This window comes from Pontibacillus sp. HN14 (assembly GCF_021129245.1).
Classification (GTDB): Bacteria; Bacillota; Bacilli; order Bacillales; family BH030062; genus Pontibacillus.
The window spans coordinates 180197-196545 of record NZ_JAJOLR010000002.1 but is presented as its reverse complement, the minus strand read 5'-3'; the positions used below and the strand labels follow the sequence as shown (position 1 = coordinate 196545).

Annotated in this window: 12 protein-coding genes; 2 read left to right on the top strand and 10 right to left on the bottom strand. The window is 44.3% G+C overall.

What is annotated here, in order from left to right; all coding sequences use genetic code 11:
- Nucleotides 1–38: 38 nt before the first annotated feature.
- The 10 genes from LQ226_RS10150 to LQ226_RS10105 all read right to left on the bottom strand — a co-directional run bounded on the left by LQ226_RS10150 (nucleotide 39) and on the right by LQ226_RS10105 (nucleotide 13634).
- Nucleotides 39–923 carry a hypothetical protein gene (locus LQ226_RS10150; RefSeq protein WP_231417781.1) on the bottom strand — a complete coding sequence of 295 codons (885 nt, stop codon included), beginning with the start codon at nucleotides 921–923 and terminating at the stop codon, nucleotides 39–41.
- A 105-nt stretch (nucleotides 924–1028) separates the two neighbouring features.
- On the bottom strand, nucleotides 1029–4511 hold the full coding sequence (locus LQ226_RS10145) for an autotransporter outer membrane beta-barrel domain-containing protein (protein WP_231417780.1): 3483 nt from the start codon (nucleotides 4509–4511) through the stop codon (nucleotides 1029–1031).
- Between the two features lie 48 nt (nucleotides 4512–4559).
- Nucleotides 4560–5027, bottom strand: coding sequence for a hypothetical protein (locus LQ226_RS10140; protein ID WP_231417779.1), 468 nt, complete (start codon nucleotides 5025–5027; stop codon nucleotides 4560–4562).
- Between the two features lie 12 nt (nucleotides 5028–5039).
- Nucleotides 5040–6194, bottom strand: a complete 1155-nt coding sequence (locus tag LQ226_RS10135) for an S-layer homology domain-containing protein (RefSeq protein ID WP_231417778.1) — start codon at nucleotides 6192–6194, stop codon at nucleotides 5040–5042.
- A gap of 397 nt (nucleotides 6195–6591) precedes the next feature.
- On the bottom strand, nucleotides 6592–7950 hold the full coding sequence (locus LQ226_RS10130) for an O-antigen ligase family protein (protein WP_231417777.1): 1359 nt from the start codon (nucleotides 7948–7950) through the stop codon (nucleotides 6592–6594).
- A gap of 598 nt (nucleotides 7951–8548) precedes the next feature.
- Complete coding sequence (locus LQ226_RS10125; RefSeq protein ID WP_231417776.1) at nucleotides 8549–9649, bottom strand: glycosyltransferase; 1101 nt, start codon at nucleotides 9647–9649, stop codon at nucleotides 8549–8551.
- Nucleotides 9646–10533, bottom strand: coding sequence for a PIG-L deacetylase family protein (locus tag LQ226_RS10120; RefSeq protein WP_231417775.1), 888 nt, complete (start codon nucleotides 10531–10533; stop codon nucleotides 9646–9648). Before LQ226_RS10120 ends, LQ226_RS10125 begins: the two co-directional genes overlap by 4 nt.
- Nucleotides 10534–10552: 19 nt before the next feature.
- Nucleotides 10553–11572 (bottom strand): GNAT family N-acetyltransferase, encoded by a 1020-nt coding sequence (locus LQ226_RS10115; RefSeq protein ID WP_231417774.1) that lies wholly within the window; start codon nucleotides 11570–11572, stop codon nucleotides 10553–10555.
- Nucleotides 11573–11629: 57 nt separating this feature from the next.
- Entirely contained in the window at nucleotides 11630–12343 is a 714-nt protein-coding gene (locus tag LQ226_RS10110) for a WecB/TagA/CpsF family glycosyltransferase (RefSeq protein WP_231417773.1), read from the bottom strand.
- A gap of 13 nt (nucleotides 12344–12356) precedes the next feature.
- Nucleotides 12357–13634: a nucleotide sugar dehydrogenase gene (locus LQ226_RS10105; protein WP_231417772.1), complete on the bottom strand. Its 1278-nt coding sequence runs from the start codon at nucleotides 13632–13634 to the stop codon at nucleotides 12357–12359.
- A 166-nt stretch (nucleotides 13635–13800) separates the two neighbouring features.
- Between LQ226_RS10105 and csaB the strand changes: the two genes are divergently transcribed.
- Together csaB and LQ226_RS10095 are read left to right on the top strand one after the other, a co-directional pair.
- Nucleotides 13801–14910, top strand: a complete 1110-nt coding sequence (csaB, locus tag LQ226_RS10100) for a polysaccharide pyruvyl transferase CsaB (RefSeq protein WP_231417771.1) — start codon at nucleotides 13801–13803, stop codon at nucleotides 14908–14910.
- Between the two features lie 152 nt (nucleotides 14911–15062).
- Nucleotides 15063–16244, top strand: coding sequence for a glycosyltransferase family 4 protein (locus tag LQ226_RS10095; RefSeq protein WP_231417770.1), 1182 nt, complete (start codon nucleotides 15063–15065; stop codon nucleotides 16242–16244).
- The last annotated feature ends 105 nt before the right edge of the window (nucleotides 16245–16349 follow it).

The window sequence follows — 16349 nt, the reverse complement described above, 5'->3', positions numbered from 1 at the left end:
GCTGCGCCCTCCAAAACGCTTCTGGTTATTCTAAAATGCTAAGCTCTTTTATATAAGGCTTGAACCATATCAGCGCTCATTTGACTCACAGAAGCGAATGTGTTTCTAATTAAAGAGTTTTGAAGGCTCTCCTCTAAATAAGCGGAGGATTTACTAGTTGGTTGAGATGTCTCAGCCTTCTGCACAGGCGTTGTTTGTTTTACATTAACCTGCTTATCCTTAACAGCAATATCTTGCGTAATGCCCTCTTTTGCGTAATAAGCGTTCATTTCCTTTTCGATTGAGGTTGCTACTTTAGCGATCTCAGGTTCACGGTAAGCTTTCGCTGCTGCGATAGCCTTCTGAGCAAGGTCCGGATTTTCTTTCATATATGGATTTGCGTACCATTCATTTTGTTCAAACCTACCGTCACTAGCTACAGTTGGATTGTTCCATTTACTGTCGAACCATTCATTGGTTGGTTCTTCCACCCCATACTCCGCTGCATGGCCTGCATTGCTATTTAAGCCTAGCACATAAGGGGTCACCCCTGGAGCTTGTTTAAACTCTTCTATAGACTCATTTACACGCTCTTTCCATGACTCTACAGCATCCTGATCTCCTTCTGCCTTTGCTTCCTTAAGAGCGCTCATACGAGACTCAATTAAATTACCCCAATAAGTTTTGTTCTCCGTTAGTACACCGCCTTTAAGATCGTACCAGGCCGGGTGTTGTTTGGCTTGGAAGTTATCGTATGTAGACCAATCGTTTGAGTTGATGGCGGATGCGATTAGAGAGTTTTGATGTTTATTTAGATCGTGTAAGGGGTTTATAGCTCTTTTAGCTGTTTCCATTGTTGAGGACCAGTTTTTTGGGTCTTTTAGTTTATGGTTATATGTAAAACTTGAAGACCTATTTAATGAGTTAATTAAAGGCATTTGCACATAGTTCACTCCTTACGTTCAGGACATTTTAAATTTATTGTTTATGTGTCCATTTAGAAAAATGACCTGTAGACAATTTTGTCTACAGGTCAGTAATAGTAACTTTTATTGAATAGTTAATTCTACTGTTGCATCAGATTCTGTTCCTGCTACCTCAGTAAGTCTAACGTCATTTCCATTTGCATCAGCAGTATAACGAGTAGAAACTGTTGGATTAGCATTCAAAGAAGCGATAATACGGTCTCTAACCTCTGCTACTGTCTCGTCCGTGGCTAATAATGTAACATTTACGGATTGGTCAAACCCATCAGTATTTGTTACTTGAGCAGTAATAGATTGATTAGTACCTGTAAGGTTGCCTTGAAGTACTTCTGTATTAAATACTCCCGCAACAGGATCTACACCATCAGCAAGCTCATTAGAGCCAGCAAAGGTTACCCCAGTACTATCTGGATCTGTGCTAGTTAGAGTAAATGTAGACTCGTTTGAATAGTTACCCTCATCCTGTGTCAACACAACTGTATCATTATTAGTTGTTGCAGTATATAAAGGGCTAAGTGTAGCGTCAGCATTGATTGCATCAGCAACTTTGTTAGCAACAACAGATGGAGAATCACCTGTCACAATATTTGGAACTGTAGTGCTACCAACTGGACCATTATCATTTGTTACAGTTACTGAGAAGTTAGAAGAGTTAGCACTTGCTCCTGCTGTAATTTGGTTTGTTAGTGATTCTGCAGAACCTTCTGTACCTACAGTAGTATCATTAGTAGAGCCAAGGGAAGCCCCGAAACTTAATGTAGTTGATGAATCATCAATTGTAGAAGGCGTTGCAACATCATTACCTGCTAAGTCCTCAAGAGGAGAAACACTTCCTTCTCTATAAGTAACTTCACCAATGTCAGAACTAGCAAAAGTACCTGCTGGGAATGTTAATGTTACAGTGTTTCCACTAATTGAAGCCGATGTAGCATTGTTGACATCTGCTGTTGTAGTATCATCATCTTCGTCTACAGAAAACTGGCTTGCTAAATTCGCTGCAGTTGCTGACGAAGTTACAGTTTCATCGAAAGTAACTTCAAGTGTTTGGTTGTCTGTAGCATTTGCTGATAACATTGTTGGAATTGTTGAATCAACTGGATCAGTATTGCTAACAATCTCAAACTCTTTACGGTCACCATCTTTACGATAAGTTACTGTATCCCCCTCAGAAAGTTGCTGCTCAAAGTACGCTTCAGAAACAGAACTCTCAGAATCTGTTGTAAATAGAACTCCATCAGTGTAATCGAATGATTCAACATCACCATTAATATTTAACTCGAATGTGTTAGCATCTTCGTCAAGGTTCATTACTGTACCAGTGAATAAAGTAGTTTCTGGCTCACCAGCAAAGTCAGCTTCAATTACTTGAGCAGGAACTAGACGTAGGTTCTCTTCACGGTTATCGCTTGAGAAGTCATCTTCAGTTACCCCTGTTGCACGTACGGATACAGAAGCACCTTCGGCGCCAGTGATACTAAATGTATCTTTGCCAGATGCGATGTTTTTGTTAAGTGTTAAAGATCCACCAACTTCGATAGTTGTGCCATATGCAATAGCATCGCCTTCACCGTCTTCATAACCATAACCATCAACGCTTACTGGTTCGCTACCAGTATTTCTTACAACGTAAGTTACGTCATATGGTACGTCATTAAGAGTCATACCACTTTGGTTAACTGGATTGAATGTAACGTTTAGAGGAGCATTTTCAAGAGTTACATCTGTACCGTCTTTACCATCTACTCCTAGGATAGCGCCAACTACACGTTCTTGTTCGAAGTTTGTAGTTTCAGCAATTAGGCGTGGTTCACCTGACTCTAATACACCAGATTGAGTGTTTTGAGCGTTGTTTTGGTCGATCCAAACGATTGGAGTAGCAACTTCATCGTCTTCACCGTATACAACGAATTCTGCTTTACCTTCATCATTTAACTTCAACTGAATTTCAGCATCGTTACGACCATTTAGGATTGTACCTAGTAAGTCATCACTATCTACTGTTTTAATGTCAGCATCCGTGTTTGTAGAACGAAGATCGTCAATATCTTCTTGAAGCGCTACGTTTACAATTCCACCATCGTAAGCTTCGCCATCTTCGTCAGTTACTGTAACAGAGTACTTACGACCATTGTCATAACCCGCTGCTGCTTCGTCTTCGTCACTAACAAGGTTTAATGAAGCTGTAAGGTCTTCGCCTTCAACAGTGAATTCATTAGTTTCTTGTGCGCCAGAGAATGTTACTTTACTAGCAATAGCTTGAAGCTCAGTAGCATCCCAACGAGCTTGGTCTAAGTCGTCGCGGTCAGAGTTAAGGAATACAACTGGTGTAACAGAAGTGTTTGTACCACTTACAGAGAATGTAGCTTCACCGTTAGCATCTGTTTCAACGATAACGCCATTTTCTTCTCCATCAGTTGTTTGGTAAGGAGTAGCAACGTTTCCGTAGCTTGGATCTCCAACTACTGCATTTGTTACGTCAGAAGGTTTAACATTTACATTCTCAAGGAACGTAACGTTAAGTTCTTCGTTTGATACAGGCTCTCCAGTTTCAGGATCAAGATACTTAACTGTGTAAGTTTTCTCTTCACCGTTCGCTAGTGTGCTGTCAGCTTCGTCTTCAGATACTGTAAGGATGTTATCAACACCCCAGTAAACTTTAGCGTTGTCACGAACTGCTGGAGCAGTTGTAGGGTAAACCGCTACGTTATCTACACCATCGTTGTATTGAGTGTAAGAGTATTCAGCAATACCGTCTTCGTTTGTGTAAACTTCGAATTTGTGGTCTTCGTTAAGGCTGTCTGTTGGAGCGTCAACGTTGAATGTTACAGGGATTCCTGCTTCTTTTACGCCAACATCAGCTTTAAGAGTAACCTCTTTACCAACTACAGACTGTTTAGATTCTGAAACAAAGTCGATTGCATCAGGTACTACAGCTGAAACAGTTTCGAATGAACCTAGAACTTCGTCGTCTGCCATAACTGTGTATTCTTGACCAGCTTCGTGAGCTTCCGTAGTTAGGTATACAACGCGATCGTCAGTTTGTTTTACAACTGCGTTTTCGATTGTAAGACCTTCAATTGAGAAGTCAATTGCGTCTACATCGCTTACTGGCTCAACGAATTTCACTTCTACAGTAGTATTGTTAATCGCACTTACCGATTCAACATCAAGGTTAACACCAAGACCCCACTCAGCAAGCATGTCGTCCGATACCATAGCGTCTTCATCATCAGCAAGCATGTCGATGATTTCAGAAAGATCGCTATCTGGGTTATCTAAAGTAGCGTCTACAAGTGCTTCGTAAGTGTAGTATACTTCGTCAGAGCTAACTGCTTTGATTGTACCTGCTTCTTCACCATCTAGAAGCATGTTTACGAACTCTTCGTAAGTAATTACGCTAACTTCACCGTTTTTCTCTACTACAAGATTGTCAACAGCTGTTTCTGCTGCGTCAACTGTTTGTGGTGCAACACCGGCTACTGCTGGTACTGCTAATGCTGTTGCTAAAGCCGCTGATGACATAACTTTAAATTGGCTCTTTTTCATTATGAAAGTTCCTCCTCTTAATCTTTAAGAAAGTTTTTTATATCTTTATTAATCTATTGAAATGACTTCCGGTACCACTGGTTCTGGTTGTTCACCGTCTGGGTTTGGAAGGCCATTGTCAAAGTTTGTGACGAGTTCATATGAATCTACAACACTACCGTCAAGCGTATTGCTAGAGTCGTTTGATAGATTGTCCAATAGTGCCAATGGATTCTCATCAGGCTGGTCAAAAACAGCCGTTACAAACGGTTCATATTTCACGTAAGCGTCACTATCTAGACCTACAGCTTCAATTGTAGGCTGTTCATTTGAAACGAAGTCGTACAATCCACCGTCCTGGTCGATCAAGGCGTTTGTGAACTGCTCGTACGAAACGAGGAACGTATCTCCGTCAAAAGAATAAACTAAATGTTCGATATTGGATTCTGCGGCATCAACTGTCGAGTGAATAGCTGGAGCGATAACAACGGCTGATGTAAGTGCTGATGCGGCCACCCACTTTGTTAGATGCTTCATCGAATTCACCCTTTATGGCTTAGAAACTACAGTAGCTTCTTTAAGCTGAGCTTCAGAATAACCAGAGATCTGGATGTTACGGAAAGAATCACGGCCATCGTCGTAGCTAAGTTCTACTTCTTCACCGTCGATCCAAAGTGCGATTGTGCTGTCAGCAGTTTCGCCATCTAGCTCATCTAGACTTACTTCTACAGCCATTACGCCTGGAAGTGGAGCAGCTACTTTACCGTTAAGTTCAGTTACAGAACCTAATTCTTTAACTTCGCCTGGCTCTTCTTTCTCATAAACAACCCATGCGCCTTCAAGTTCTTCTTTTTCGAAACCAGATACTTGAATATTACGGAAAGCGTCGCGCTCTGCATCGTATTCAAGTTCTACTGTTTCACCATCAACGTCAAGAGTTACAACTGTTTCAGCTGTAGCACCGTCAAGGTTATCAAGAGGAATTTCTACTGCGAATACTCCTGGAAGTGGAGAAGCAATGTTTCCTACTTCAGAAAGCATTGAGTAGTCAGGTCCTTGGTTGTCTTTCCAGATCATCCATGCATTGTAAAGCATTTTAGCGAAGTCGCCACGTTTGATTTCATCATGTGGTTTGAATTCACCGTCTGGGAAACCATCAGCGATATCTAACTCATATACAGCATTGATGTAAGGGTAAAGTTTTGTTTCTTCAAGATCTGTAAATGGAGCATCTTCGTACTTGTCCTCAGATTCAGGTTTAAGTTCGAAAGCTTCAATTACGATTTTAGCCATTTCTGCGCGGTTTAGCTTCATGTCTGAGCCAAACTCAACTTCAGAATAACCATCGAAAATTTCAGCATCGTAAAGTGCTTGAATTTCGTTTTCGATACGTGGAGGAACGTCCTCAAAAGTTGCAGTAAATTTGTCAGCTGCTTCTAAGCCACGAGCGGCGAAGATCATTTCAGCTGCTTCACTACGCTTCAGGCTTTCTTCTGGTCCGAATGTACCATCTCCATAACCAGTGAAAACACCTTCTTCGTATAGTGCGTTAATTTCTTCATAGTGACGAGTGTCCTGATCAACATCTGTGAAATCGTCAGCTGCAGCTGCTGATGCTACTGCTGGCGCTACTGCAGAACCTACTAAAGCTGCAGATGCAGATGCAACCATGAACTTGCGATAAGACTTTGGTTGAAATGCCATTAAAGTTTTTCCTCCCTTTATGTACCTAGTACATATTTATATATCAGGTTCCTGGGATGAGAGTCCCATCCAACAAGAACCCTTTTTCACATTGTTTGTGTAAACTTTTCCAACCCACATAATACTTTTTGAGGTGAAAATTGGTTTACATGGAAATACTCACATTGTAATTCTAACAAATCTATTTCTTTTTTCAACTAATAAATACACATTTTGTCTATTTTATTTCAAAGATAGGTAGATTTGTTACAAATTGACGAAGAATGTAATAGAATTCCTCGTGCAATTATTACAACTTTTCTTACAATAACGTTTCCTAGTATATCATGGTAATTTAGATAATTACAAGAAATATCCACCACTAAATTACATAAAATTTACACCACAATCACTATATCTATGCCAGGTCTCTTTTTCTATGCACATAATTGAAAATGAGCCCTGAGATCAGCCAGAACAGTACGTTAACTTGAGGTATAAAGATCAAGTTATTCGCGAGATTCTGCCCTGCAAATGTTCCACTTCCCACAAATAGACCCACAAGCAATAGTTTCTTCAATAGATCTTCACGGTTTCGGATAAATTGTTTCCCTATAAAGATGTAATAGTAAATATAGATCGCTAAGAAACTTAAGAGACCAATCGTCCCTGTCTCAGAAGCGACTTTCAGATAGGAATTGTGTACCGAGTACTGATCATGTCCAAAATCAAGACTTGGATACCTTGTGACATATTCTTTGTAACGAACGTCATAGTTACCAATACCAACACCAAGGATTGGATAGTCTCTGTACATGAAATATCCTGTCTTCCAAAGGGTTACCCTTGAAACAGCGGTTTTATCTCCGTAACTTTTCTGGCGTTTTTCTTCTTCTGTCTCCTCGTCCCCAGGTTCGCCTTCTACCGGGGCTTCTGAGGAAGGGATTAAGGACTGTACCACATAGATCGCTGACTTTGTGCGGTCCTGTACGTCTGGGAGGTTGTAGACAATGACACCTAGAATAATCGTTGCGATAATCATATGAATCGTAAATAGCTTCTTATAGAACCGTTTTGGCACAAGAAGTGACGTAAATAGAATCGCCATCGCCATAATCATCCATGCCGAACGTGTATAAGTGAAGATTTGGTTAATCACGTAGACAGCAAACAAAGCGAAGAATGCAAGCTGCATTTTCCGATCTTTAAAATAAGCTACAGCAATAAGTAAGAGAATTGGCAAGATAAAGTTAATAAATCCGGCCCAGTAGTTCGGGTTCACCATCGTAGACATAACACGACCGTGCGCTTCTTCAAGAGCATAAAGACCAGCTGTATTCAGGTTCCATTGGAAGGCGTAAGACAGAATGCCCCATACCCCAATAACGGCTAGAACACTTGCTAATGTAATTCCCATCGTTTTGAATTCGTTTCTCGAGAAGCTTACCTTCGTTACGATGTAGAATAGAACAACGTAAGATACGTAGCGAATGATTTCTTTAATACCTGGGAACAGGGATTCAGCTTGTGTTAATGATATAACCTGGATGATAAAGAATAAGCCGAATAAGGCCATAAAGGTTTTCATCGAAAGATCGCTATTTAGTGTGATGCGCTTGGTTTTTAATTCATAAGCAGCAACCACTGTCAGCAACGGGATAAGTACAACTTCCGCTGAGACCGGAATGGGTCCCAGATACACTTTCAATGGAACAAGTGGCATGATGATCAGGTGCAAGAGCACCAGGTAAAATGTTAATGAATGTTTCTGTGCCATGTGTTGGTACACTCCTCTTTTTCTATTTGGCTCTGTTTAAGCTTTGTGTTTTTTATTTTTAAAGTAATGGTGGAAGACCGTAGGTATTGCGGATGTTTCCGTTAGCTTTAGTTTGGCGTAAGGTGGTCCGTGAAATCACTCGCTTTCCGCGGCTAGCTGGGGAGCCTCCTCAGTCGCATTCGCTCCCTCCGGGGTCTCCCCTAGGCTCCTACTGCCGCAGGAGTCTCGCGATTTCCCGAACCACCTCTTCTTTATATGGATCAAACGGAAACATGCCATAAAAGGCGTTTCCACAAAATTCCCGCTTAAGCAGCAGGGCCGTTCGCAAAAACAAAAGGCAGGGGTGTCTGGGGAACGGGGAGACTCCTACGGGAGAAAGAGGTCGACGAGACCCCACAGAGAGCGCTAGCGAACGAGGAGGCTCGACAGCTCGCCCGTGGAAAGCGAGTCGTTCCCCAGACACCCAATCCTCTCATCAAACATAACGGCCCCTATCCCTCACAACATAACAGAGCTTTCTTTACGTCTTACTTAGAGCGCGTGCAAAAAAGAGAAGGGTTCATCCAGACGAAATAGACGAGCCCTTACTCTAAAAGTTTCACGCTTCTAGAAATTTTTTATACATCTTTTTCGTTGCCTCAGCAAGCTGCTCTAGTGAGAAGTTGGTTGAGGCATAGGTATGGAACTTTCGGCCCAGGTCGGCTAGTTCCCCCTGTTGTTTCCTTTCAATCGCTTCAGCGAAAGCGTTCTTTAGGGCTCCTGAATCTTTAATCGGCACGACCCAGCCATAGTCTTTCACCATGTGCTGAACACCTCCGACGTCTGTTGCAATGACGGGGGTGTCTTCCCTGCCTGCTTCAAGAAGAGCTAGTGGGAAGCTTTCGCTATAGGAAGCGAGTAGTCCGACGTCTGAGATTTGGTAAAGGTCAGGTACATCGCTTCTGAAGCCTAGGAACTGAACTTGATTCTCAATTTCTAGTTCCTTGACGCGTTTCTTTAACGCTTCTTCTTCTGGTCCTCCGCCGATAAGGAGGAGTTTGAAGGAAGGGTTGTTTAAGGCTTTGACGGCCCCGAAGACTTCTTCGTGTCCTTTGATCGGGTGGAGACGGGCGACCATGGCGGTGACGAAGTCGTCCTCATTTACGTTCAAGTCTTCACGTGTGAGGGTGCCTTTTGCATAGGACCCCTTTGAGAAATCGATGCCGTTATAAACGGTCGTGATTTTGTCAGCTGGGATGCCTAGTGAGATGAGGTCTTCTTTGAAACGTTCGGAGACCGCAAAAAAATGATCAATCCGGTTGATCGCCCACAGATTGATTTTCGTGAAGATCTTCCCCTTGATTCCGCCCTTTAAGAAATCAAGCTTCGGATCACTATGAATGGTTGTAATCCACGGGATATTGGTCGAACGTTTGATCAAGGCCCCGTACAGATTCGCGCGTGGTCCGTGTGTATGTAAAAGGTCATAGCCTCCGTCTTTCAGGAACCGCTTCAGCTTACTGATGATTCGGAAATCGTAGCGTGAGCTCTGGTCGAGCAGGTGCACATCGATTCCCTTTTGAATCGCCTCGTCATAAAGCACTCCTTTTTGCATAACAAGGAGAGAGACTTCTTGCTTCCGGAACTGAGAAAGCAATGTAATGAGGTGGTTCTTCGATCCGCCCGTTTCCCCGCCGGAGATTAAATGAACGACTCTCATGATGAACCCCCTCCATTACTTTCCTTATACACGCGCTGTTTGAAACTTAAATTTTTGAATATAGCATATAAAAGCGTGGATGCTTTGTTCACTTGCTTGAAGTGCTCGCTGTAGGCGTACTTGCCATACACGGCATCAAAGCGTTTCTTAAATGTTTCATGATCAAGCTGTAAAAACGTCTCGACTGCTTCGACTTTCGTGTTCTCAACGAGCTGAGCTTTATAGCGAGACAGAGCTAAGAAACCATCAAAGTCAATTCGCTGGGATTCAAAGATCTCCACCGCTCGCGTCTTCAGATCAAAGCTCTTCGTAATATCCACCACACAGTTAATCTCCTCTTTCGGAAGAGCTGTATTGATTTCATAGAGTCTCACCAAAGGATCGCGCTTCGTTTGATCAAGCGCATCCCTGAGGAGATGACCCGTTTCAATATGATCGCTATGGCAATCTACGAAGACCGGAGCGTACACAACGTCAGGCTGCACTTCTTCAATCACCTGCTTCAGTCGCTGCTGCAGGGAGTCGGTACTCGCTAGCTCGCCGTCTGGTTCGTCGAAGAAACGAACGTCGTGAAGCCCAAGGAGTTCCTTGACGTTGTACGCTTCATTGCGGCGGCGCTCGATTAGTTCGGATTGACCTAATTCAGAGACGCTTCCGGCTCCGTTTGTTAAGAAGATTACCGTCGCTTCAGCCCCTGCTTCGATATGCTGGCGCAATGTGCCCCCGGCGCCGATTGTTTCATCATCGACGTGTGGCGCAAGCAGCAAGACACGCTCCTCCTCTAGAGGCGCGGTGTTGAGCTGACCTTTATAATAGCGTTCCAATACAAGGTCTGTAATGGGATGGATGATGGGTGAGATTGATTGTAAAATCTTTCGCTTCATAAATGTAATCTCCTTTAACCTAGAACGAATCTATGTCTCCCGGGGTAATGTACCACGCTTCAGGCTGTTGAAGGTGGGCCGTATCGTCTGCAATATCCTTCCCGACTAGAGGCATCGGGCTGTCTTTATGGATAAAGCCGTGTTTCAAAAGCGTTTGGGCAGAGGGGCTCGTCGTAAGCGACCATGTCTGAATGACGTCGACTTGTTTTAACCGAACAGCCGCTTCCTGAAGAAGAACGTCCCAATCCTGTTCTTCTCTCGCCAACCAGTCGACGATGAAGCCGTTCTTATAAGAGCCCTGGTCCTGTATGGAATACGTAAGATAACCCCTTAAGGTGTCATCTTTATAGTAGGCGAATGTGTGGTACGTCTTCTCTGGGTGCTTCTTATAGCGCCAGTTTAAGTAGTCTGCATCCCTAACGAGCTGTGCTTTTGCCTGATGTCTTGTGGCTTCAGCTAGTTCATCAAACGTGTGATCAAACGCTGTAACGTCTTGGATCGTGCCGTTATGGGGTTTGATTTTACGCGTTTGCCATTTCGAGATGACCCCATCAAGTGGGGTAAGCAGCTTCAGGGGAGCGATCTTGCTTGATAGAAGCGCGACTGGTCGCTGCATCAGGACGTATCTCGGCATGTCTGTCATATGAGCTGCCCCTGTATAGCGGAGGAAGAGCTCCTTCGCCTTTTCAGCAGGGAAACCGTACAAGAAGTCGATGCCCTGATCATTTGCGTGTTGTAGTAGTTTCTCGTTTAACTTCTTATATATACCTTTCCCTCGTGCGTCAGGATCGACCATCGTATCAATACGGAGGCCGACGGTGCGACGCTTCCCTTCAATCCATGCATCCCCGATCCAGAGAGAAATGTGACCAAGAATCGCTTCCTCTTCTTCAAAGACTAGAATCCACGGATTAAAGTCGTTCGGATGCTGTAAGAACTTCCACTCCCATACGGAGAGGGAGCGTTCTTTTCCGAATACTTTGGTGAACAGCCCCTGAATCTTTGGTTCATCGCCGGGTTGGTACGTTCTGATTGGCATAAGTGTCATCCTTTACTAAAAGTGCAAAGAGGCTTGACCGCTTGCCAAGCCTCGCTTTTATTTCTTCGTTACGATCTTCCAGAGGAATTTCGGTAAGGCGAGCTGGCGTTTGAATCGTTTCGGATCTGTGGCTAAGCGGTAGAACCATTCCATTCCGACTTTACGAAACGGCGCCGGTGCTCGTTTTACATGCCCGGCATAGACATCAAAGCTTCCGCCAACACCCTGGAACACTTTCACCGGCAGGCGGTCTTTGTTCTCACGAATCCAAAGCTCTTGCTTCGGAGAACCGAGGGCGATAAACATGACGTCTGCTTTCGATTCCTGGATTTGCTGGATTAGGGCTTCCTGATCCTGTACATAGCCATTTGCATGTCCGGCAACTTTAAGCGCTGGATACTTCTCTTGAATGTTGTCGATCGCTTTTGTGACGACTTCTTCTTTTGCCCCATAAAAGAAGACGCTGTAGCCTTCTTTCGCCGAGAGCTTCAGAAGGTGGTCCATCATATCGACGCCAGTGACGCGGGAGCGAACTTGTCCACCGCTTAGGCGGGATGCAAGAAGCACCCCTACTCCGTCTGGGATCTGGAACGTTGAACCGTTGATGAGATCACGAAGGGTCGCATCTTCCTGCGCCTTCATGATCTTCTCCGGGTTCACGGCAATAATCGTGGATTGCTCAAGTCGCTGCACGCGGGTCTTTAATTGCTGAGTGATCTCTTCATATGATAATGGGGAGACTTCTACTCCCATGTATTGTTCATTTTTCATTGATGTATCCCTCTTAGTTTATTGGCTTAAGGCCTGTTAAGTGACCGATCTGGTAAAGGGTCATTCCCTCGTGGTCCGGCACGCAGTTACGTGTATCAAGAACAACAGGTGTCTTCATGTATTGAGCGAAGAGGCTCGGGTCCATTTCTTTAAACTGACGGTGATCAGCCAGGATAAGCGCTGCATCCGCATCTTTTAATGCTTCTTCTACGCTGTGTAACGGGATGTCTGTCATCTCCTGCTTCACGAATGGATCGTGTGCTGCAACCTGGAAGCCTTTTTGATGCGTTTGAAGACGCTTTGTAATCGTGACAGCTGGGCTTTCACGTACATCGTCTACGTTCGCTTTATAAGATAGGCCGAATACGGCTACTTTTGGATTGTCGATATTCTCCGTTAACGTTTCGATCTTCTCAACAACAAATGAAGGCATAGAATCATTTATTTGACGAGACGTCTGCATCAGTGGTGTCACTTCTTCAGCCTTTTCAATAATGAAGTAAGGGTCAACGGCGATACAGTGTCCGCCTACACCTGGTCCTGGCTGCAGGATGTTAACACGTGGGTGCATGTTGGCAAAATTAATGACTTCATGCGCGTTCACATCAAGCTTGTCGGATACTTTAGCTAGTTCATTGGCTAGGGCAATGTTTACGTCACGGAATGTGTTTTCCATTAACTTCGACATTTCCGCTGTAACAGCTGTTGTTTCGTGGATGTCTCCTTTTACAACAAGACGGTACACGTCCGCTGCTTTCTTCGCGCCTTCTGGTGTTAAGCCACCAACGACGCGTGTGTTATGGATTAATTCTTCCATGATCTTACCTGGAATCACACGTTCCGGGCAGTGGGATACGTAAAGGTCGTTGCCTTCAAGGTCCCATCCTGCATCACGAAGAACCGGAGCGACGACGTCATCAATCGTTCTCGGTGGGATCGTTGACTCAACGATGATTGTGTTGCCTTTCTCAAGGACAGGCAGAATCGATTCTGTTGCCTGTGCCACATAGTCCGTATTCGCCGTTTTGTCTTCATAGACAGGTGTTGGCACTGCAATAATGAAGACATCCGCTTTCTGGACTTCTGTTGAGGCTGTTAATCGACCGGATTCAACCGCTTCTTTCACAACTTCAGGCAATCCTGGTTCTTCTATGTGAATGTTTCCTTCGTTTAGCGTATCTACTACTTTCTTATTTACATCAACGCCTACTACATCGTAGCCAGCTTTTGCGAAAACAGCTGACGTTGGAAGGCCGATATAGCCTAGGCCGACTACACAAATTTTTGTCATAACGATCTCTTCTTTCTCCTTTAATATTTGATTAGAGTATAGCAAAGAATTCCAACCCTTGCGAATAGTTATTTCCGTCTGAATTTCGAATCTTTATTTCATTTTCTGACAAAAGGTGCTACTATGAAATTGAGTTTGTAGCAGTAAAGGATTGGAAAGATAACTTATGAAGATTGTTATTTCAGGGTTTTATGGGCTAGGAAATACAGGAGACGAAGCGATTCTTGATAGTATGATTGATAACTTACGATCATCGCTCGATGAGCCTGACCTCACTGTTTTTTCCCTTTCCCCTGACGAAACCGCATCTAAACATTCAGTTACCAGCATATATCGAGGCTGGCGTCATGATTTTAAGAAGAAGGTACGAGCACTTCGTGAAGCTGACCTTCTCCTAAGTGGTGGCGGCGGCTTACTTCAAGATACATATCCTACTCGTATTATTTTCGGACCTCTTCCATATTATTTACTTATTGTGCTATTAGCGAAATTGTGTGGCACGAAAGTAATGTTCTTCTCTCAAGGAGTCGGCCCCGTCACAAGCAAATATGGGAAGCTTCTTATGAGAATGTTCGGGAACTTGGCAGATTTTATTACGGTGCGCGATGATTATTCCAAGAACTACCTTCATGATCTGAAAGTCACCCGTCCAAAGACGGTGGTGACCGCAGATATCGTATTCGCCTATCAGGGCCGTGACGACGATGCTTGTGTTGAATCTCTTCCTATTAAACGGGATGATTCTCTAGTCGGCATCAGCGTACGCCCCTGGTTCGAGGAAACCCGCTATCAGAAAGAGATGGCGCTCTTGGTCGATCGTTTGATCAAGGAGCACGGCGTCACGCCTGTTTTTATTCCGATGGAAGGCGAACACGATGCCTCTGTGTCCCGTACGATTCAAGGGCACATGGAACACGGCGACAAAACGTACGTCTTAGGCACGGATTTCACACCGAACCAATACTTACAGTTTATGAAACATTGCGATACAGTCATCGGCATGCGCCTGCACGCGCTGATCTTTGCAACGCTTGCTTCTGTTCCATACGCAGGGATTAGCTATGATAAAAAGGTTGAGAGTCTCGCGAAACGAACAGGCATGTGGGACTATTCCACAACGCTTGAAGAGTTCACGGCGGATGACCTTTATCCGAAAGTGGCACAGATCCTAGAGAATCATGATGCTCTAAGTGATGAGCTTGATCAAGAGCGAGCCGCACTTCGGGAACAAGCCCTTCAAAACCTCGAGCTTATGAAGAAGCATTTCGTAAAGTAACGGATGCTTCTCCCTCGAGTCGCGGGGATTTTCATTTATAGTTGTATGGCTTACAATGGTCATATGTGAAATTTTAGCTTATCTCGTAACCCTATACATTTTTACTTTGTACATAAATCAACTCGAGATTTTGGTATACTCGGAGGAACATTATGAGAATTTTATTGGCAACGGTATTCAATTACCCCCACACAGGTGGGCTATCAACCCATATGACAACTTTAAAATCGGGGCTTGAGGCTTTAGGACATGACGTTGAGATTTTGTCCTTTAGTGACCTGCCCTATTACAAACAACAATTCTTCGCAAAAGGACCCAGTTTCTTTATGAATCGCATGGTCCCTGGGAAGGGTATTTTGCTTGGGCATAAATTACGCCAGAATATGCTGAAAGACATGATTAAAAAGCAGCATGATCAAAAGCCCTACGATCTTGTGAACGCTCAGGATATCTATGCAACGTTTGCCTCTTTAGAGGCGGGTGTGAATACCGTTACGACCGTGCACGGCTATATGACATTTGAGGCGATTAGCCGCGGATCGATTAAGTCGGACAGTGAGGAAGCGAAGGTCTTACAGGAGAAGGAAACAGAGGCCTACAAGAAGACGCGCCAAGTCATTACGGTCGACTACCGCATTCGAAACTACGTCCGTGACCTTGCTGGTGTGGATGGCATTCGCGTGCACAACTTCATCGACGTGGACCAGTTCCGCCCTCAAACGGACCGGAAACAAGAGTTCCGCAAGAAGTTCGGCTTCAAGGAAGAAGATAAACTCATCTTCATCCCCCGCCGCTTAACGAAGAAAAACGGTGTGATCTATCCTACGAAGGCCCTGTCGCTTATTCAACAATCATTCCCGGAGGCCAAGCTCATCTACGCCGGCAGCGGTGAAGAGGAACAAGCCGTCCGAGACGAAGCAAAAGCAAACGGCACAGAATCCTCTGTCCACTTCCTAGGAGACATCCCTCACGAGGTGATGAAGGATTACTACGCTATGAGCGATATCACGATGGTTCCATCCGTTCACTCAGAAGGCGTCGAAGAAGCAACGTCGATCTCAGCATTAGAAGCCATGGGCAGTGGCGTACCCGTTATCGCCTCAGCCGTAGGTGGCCTAAAAGAAATTGTCGATCACGAAGAAAACGGCCTACTCGTCCCAGAAAAAGACATAACGGCCCTGGCCCAAGCCGTGGAGCGCATACTTTCAACACCCACATTCGGCGAACGCATGGCCCTACAGGCCCGCCTCCTGATCGAACAAGAATATTCTCACGTATCAGCGGCCACATCCTATGCTAGTATTTACGAAAATGTATTGCAGCACGTTTATTAAATAGATGTTTTTCAAGTTCAAGGTTTTAAAGGGTTTCCTGTAGTTGAAGGGTTTTTCTTTCTGCTATATGCGCCCCCTTTTACCGAGGGATTCGTTCTCCTAATT

What these genes read in the sequence shown, in the direction of transcription:
- LQ226_RS10120 (WP_231417775.1), bottom strand. Translation starts at nt 10,533, where the DNA reads ATGAAGCGAAAGATTTTACAATCAATCTCACCCATCATCCATCCCATT.
- csaB (WP_231417771.1), top strand. Translation starts at nt 13,801, where the DNA reads ATGAAGATTGTTATTTCAGGGTTTTATGGGCTAGGAAATACAGGAGAC.
- LQ226_RS10135 (WP_231417778.1), bottom strand. Translation starts at nt 6,194, where the DNA reads ATGGCATTTCAACCAAAGTCTTATCGCAAGTTCATGGTTGCATCTGCA.
- LQ226_RS10105 (WP_231417772.1), bottom strand. Translation starts at nt 13,634, where the DNA reads ATGACAAAAATTTGTGTAGTCGGCCTAGGCTATATCGGCCTTCCAACG.
- LQ226_RS10110 (WP_231417773.1), bottom strand. Translation starts at nt 12,343, where the DNA reads ATGAAAAATGAACAATACATGGGAGTAGAAGTCTCCCCATTATCATAT.
- LQ226_RS10115 (WP_231417774.1), bottom strand. Translation starts at nt 11,572, where the DNA reads ATGCCAATCAGAACGTACCAACCCGGCGATGAACCAAAGATTCAGGGG.
- LQ226_RS10145 (WP_231417780.1), bottom strand. Translation starts at nt 4,511, where the DNA reads ATGAAAAAGAGCCAATTTAAAGTTATGTCATCAGCGGCTTTAGCAACA.
- LQ226_RS10095 (WP_231417770.1), top strand. Translation starts at nt 15,063, where the DNA reads ATGAGAATTTTATTGGCAACGGTATTCAATTACCCCCACACAGGTGGG.
- LQ226_RS10130 (WP_231417777.1), bottom strand. Translation starts at nt 7,950, where the DNA reads ATGGCACAGAAACATTCATTAACATTTTACCTGGTGCTCTTGCACCTG.
- LQ226_RS10140 (WP_231417779.1), bottom strand. Translation starts at nt 5,027, where the DNA reads ATGAAGCATCTAACAAAGTGGGTGGCCGCATCAGCACTTACATCAGCC.
- LQ226_RS10125 (WP_231417776.1), bottom strand. Translation starts at nt 9,649, where the DNA reads ATGAGAGTCGTTCATTTAATCTCCGGCGGGGAAACGGGCGGATCGAAG.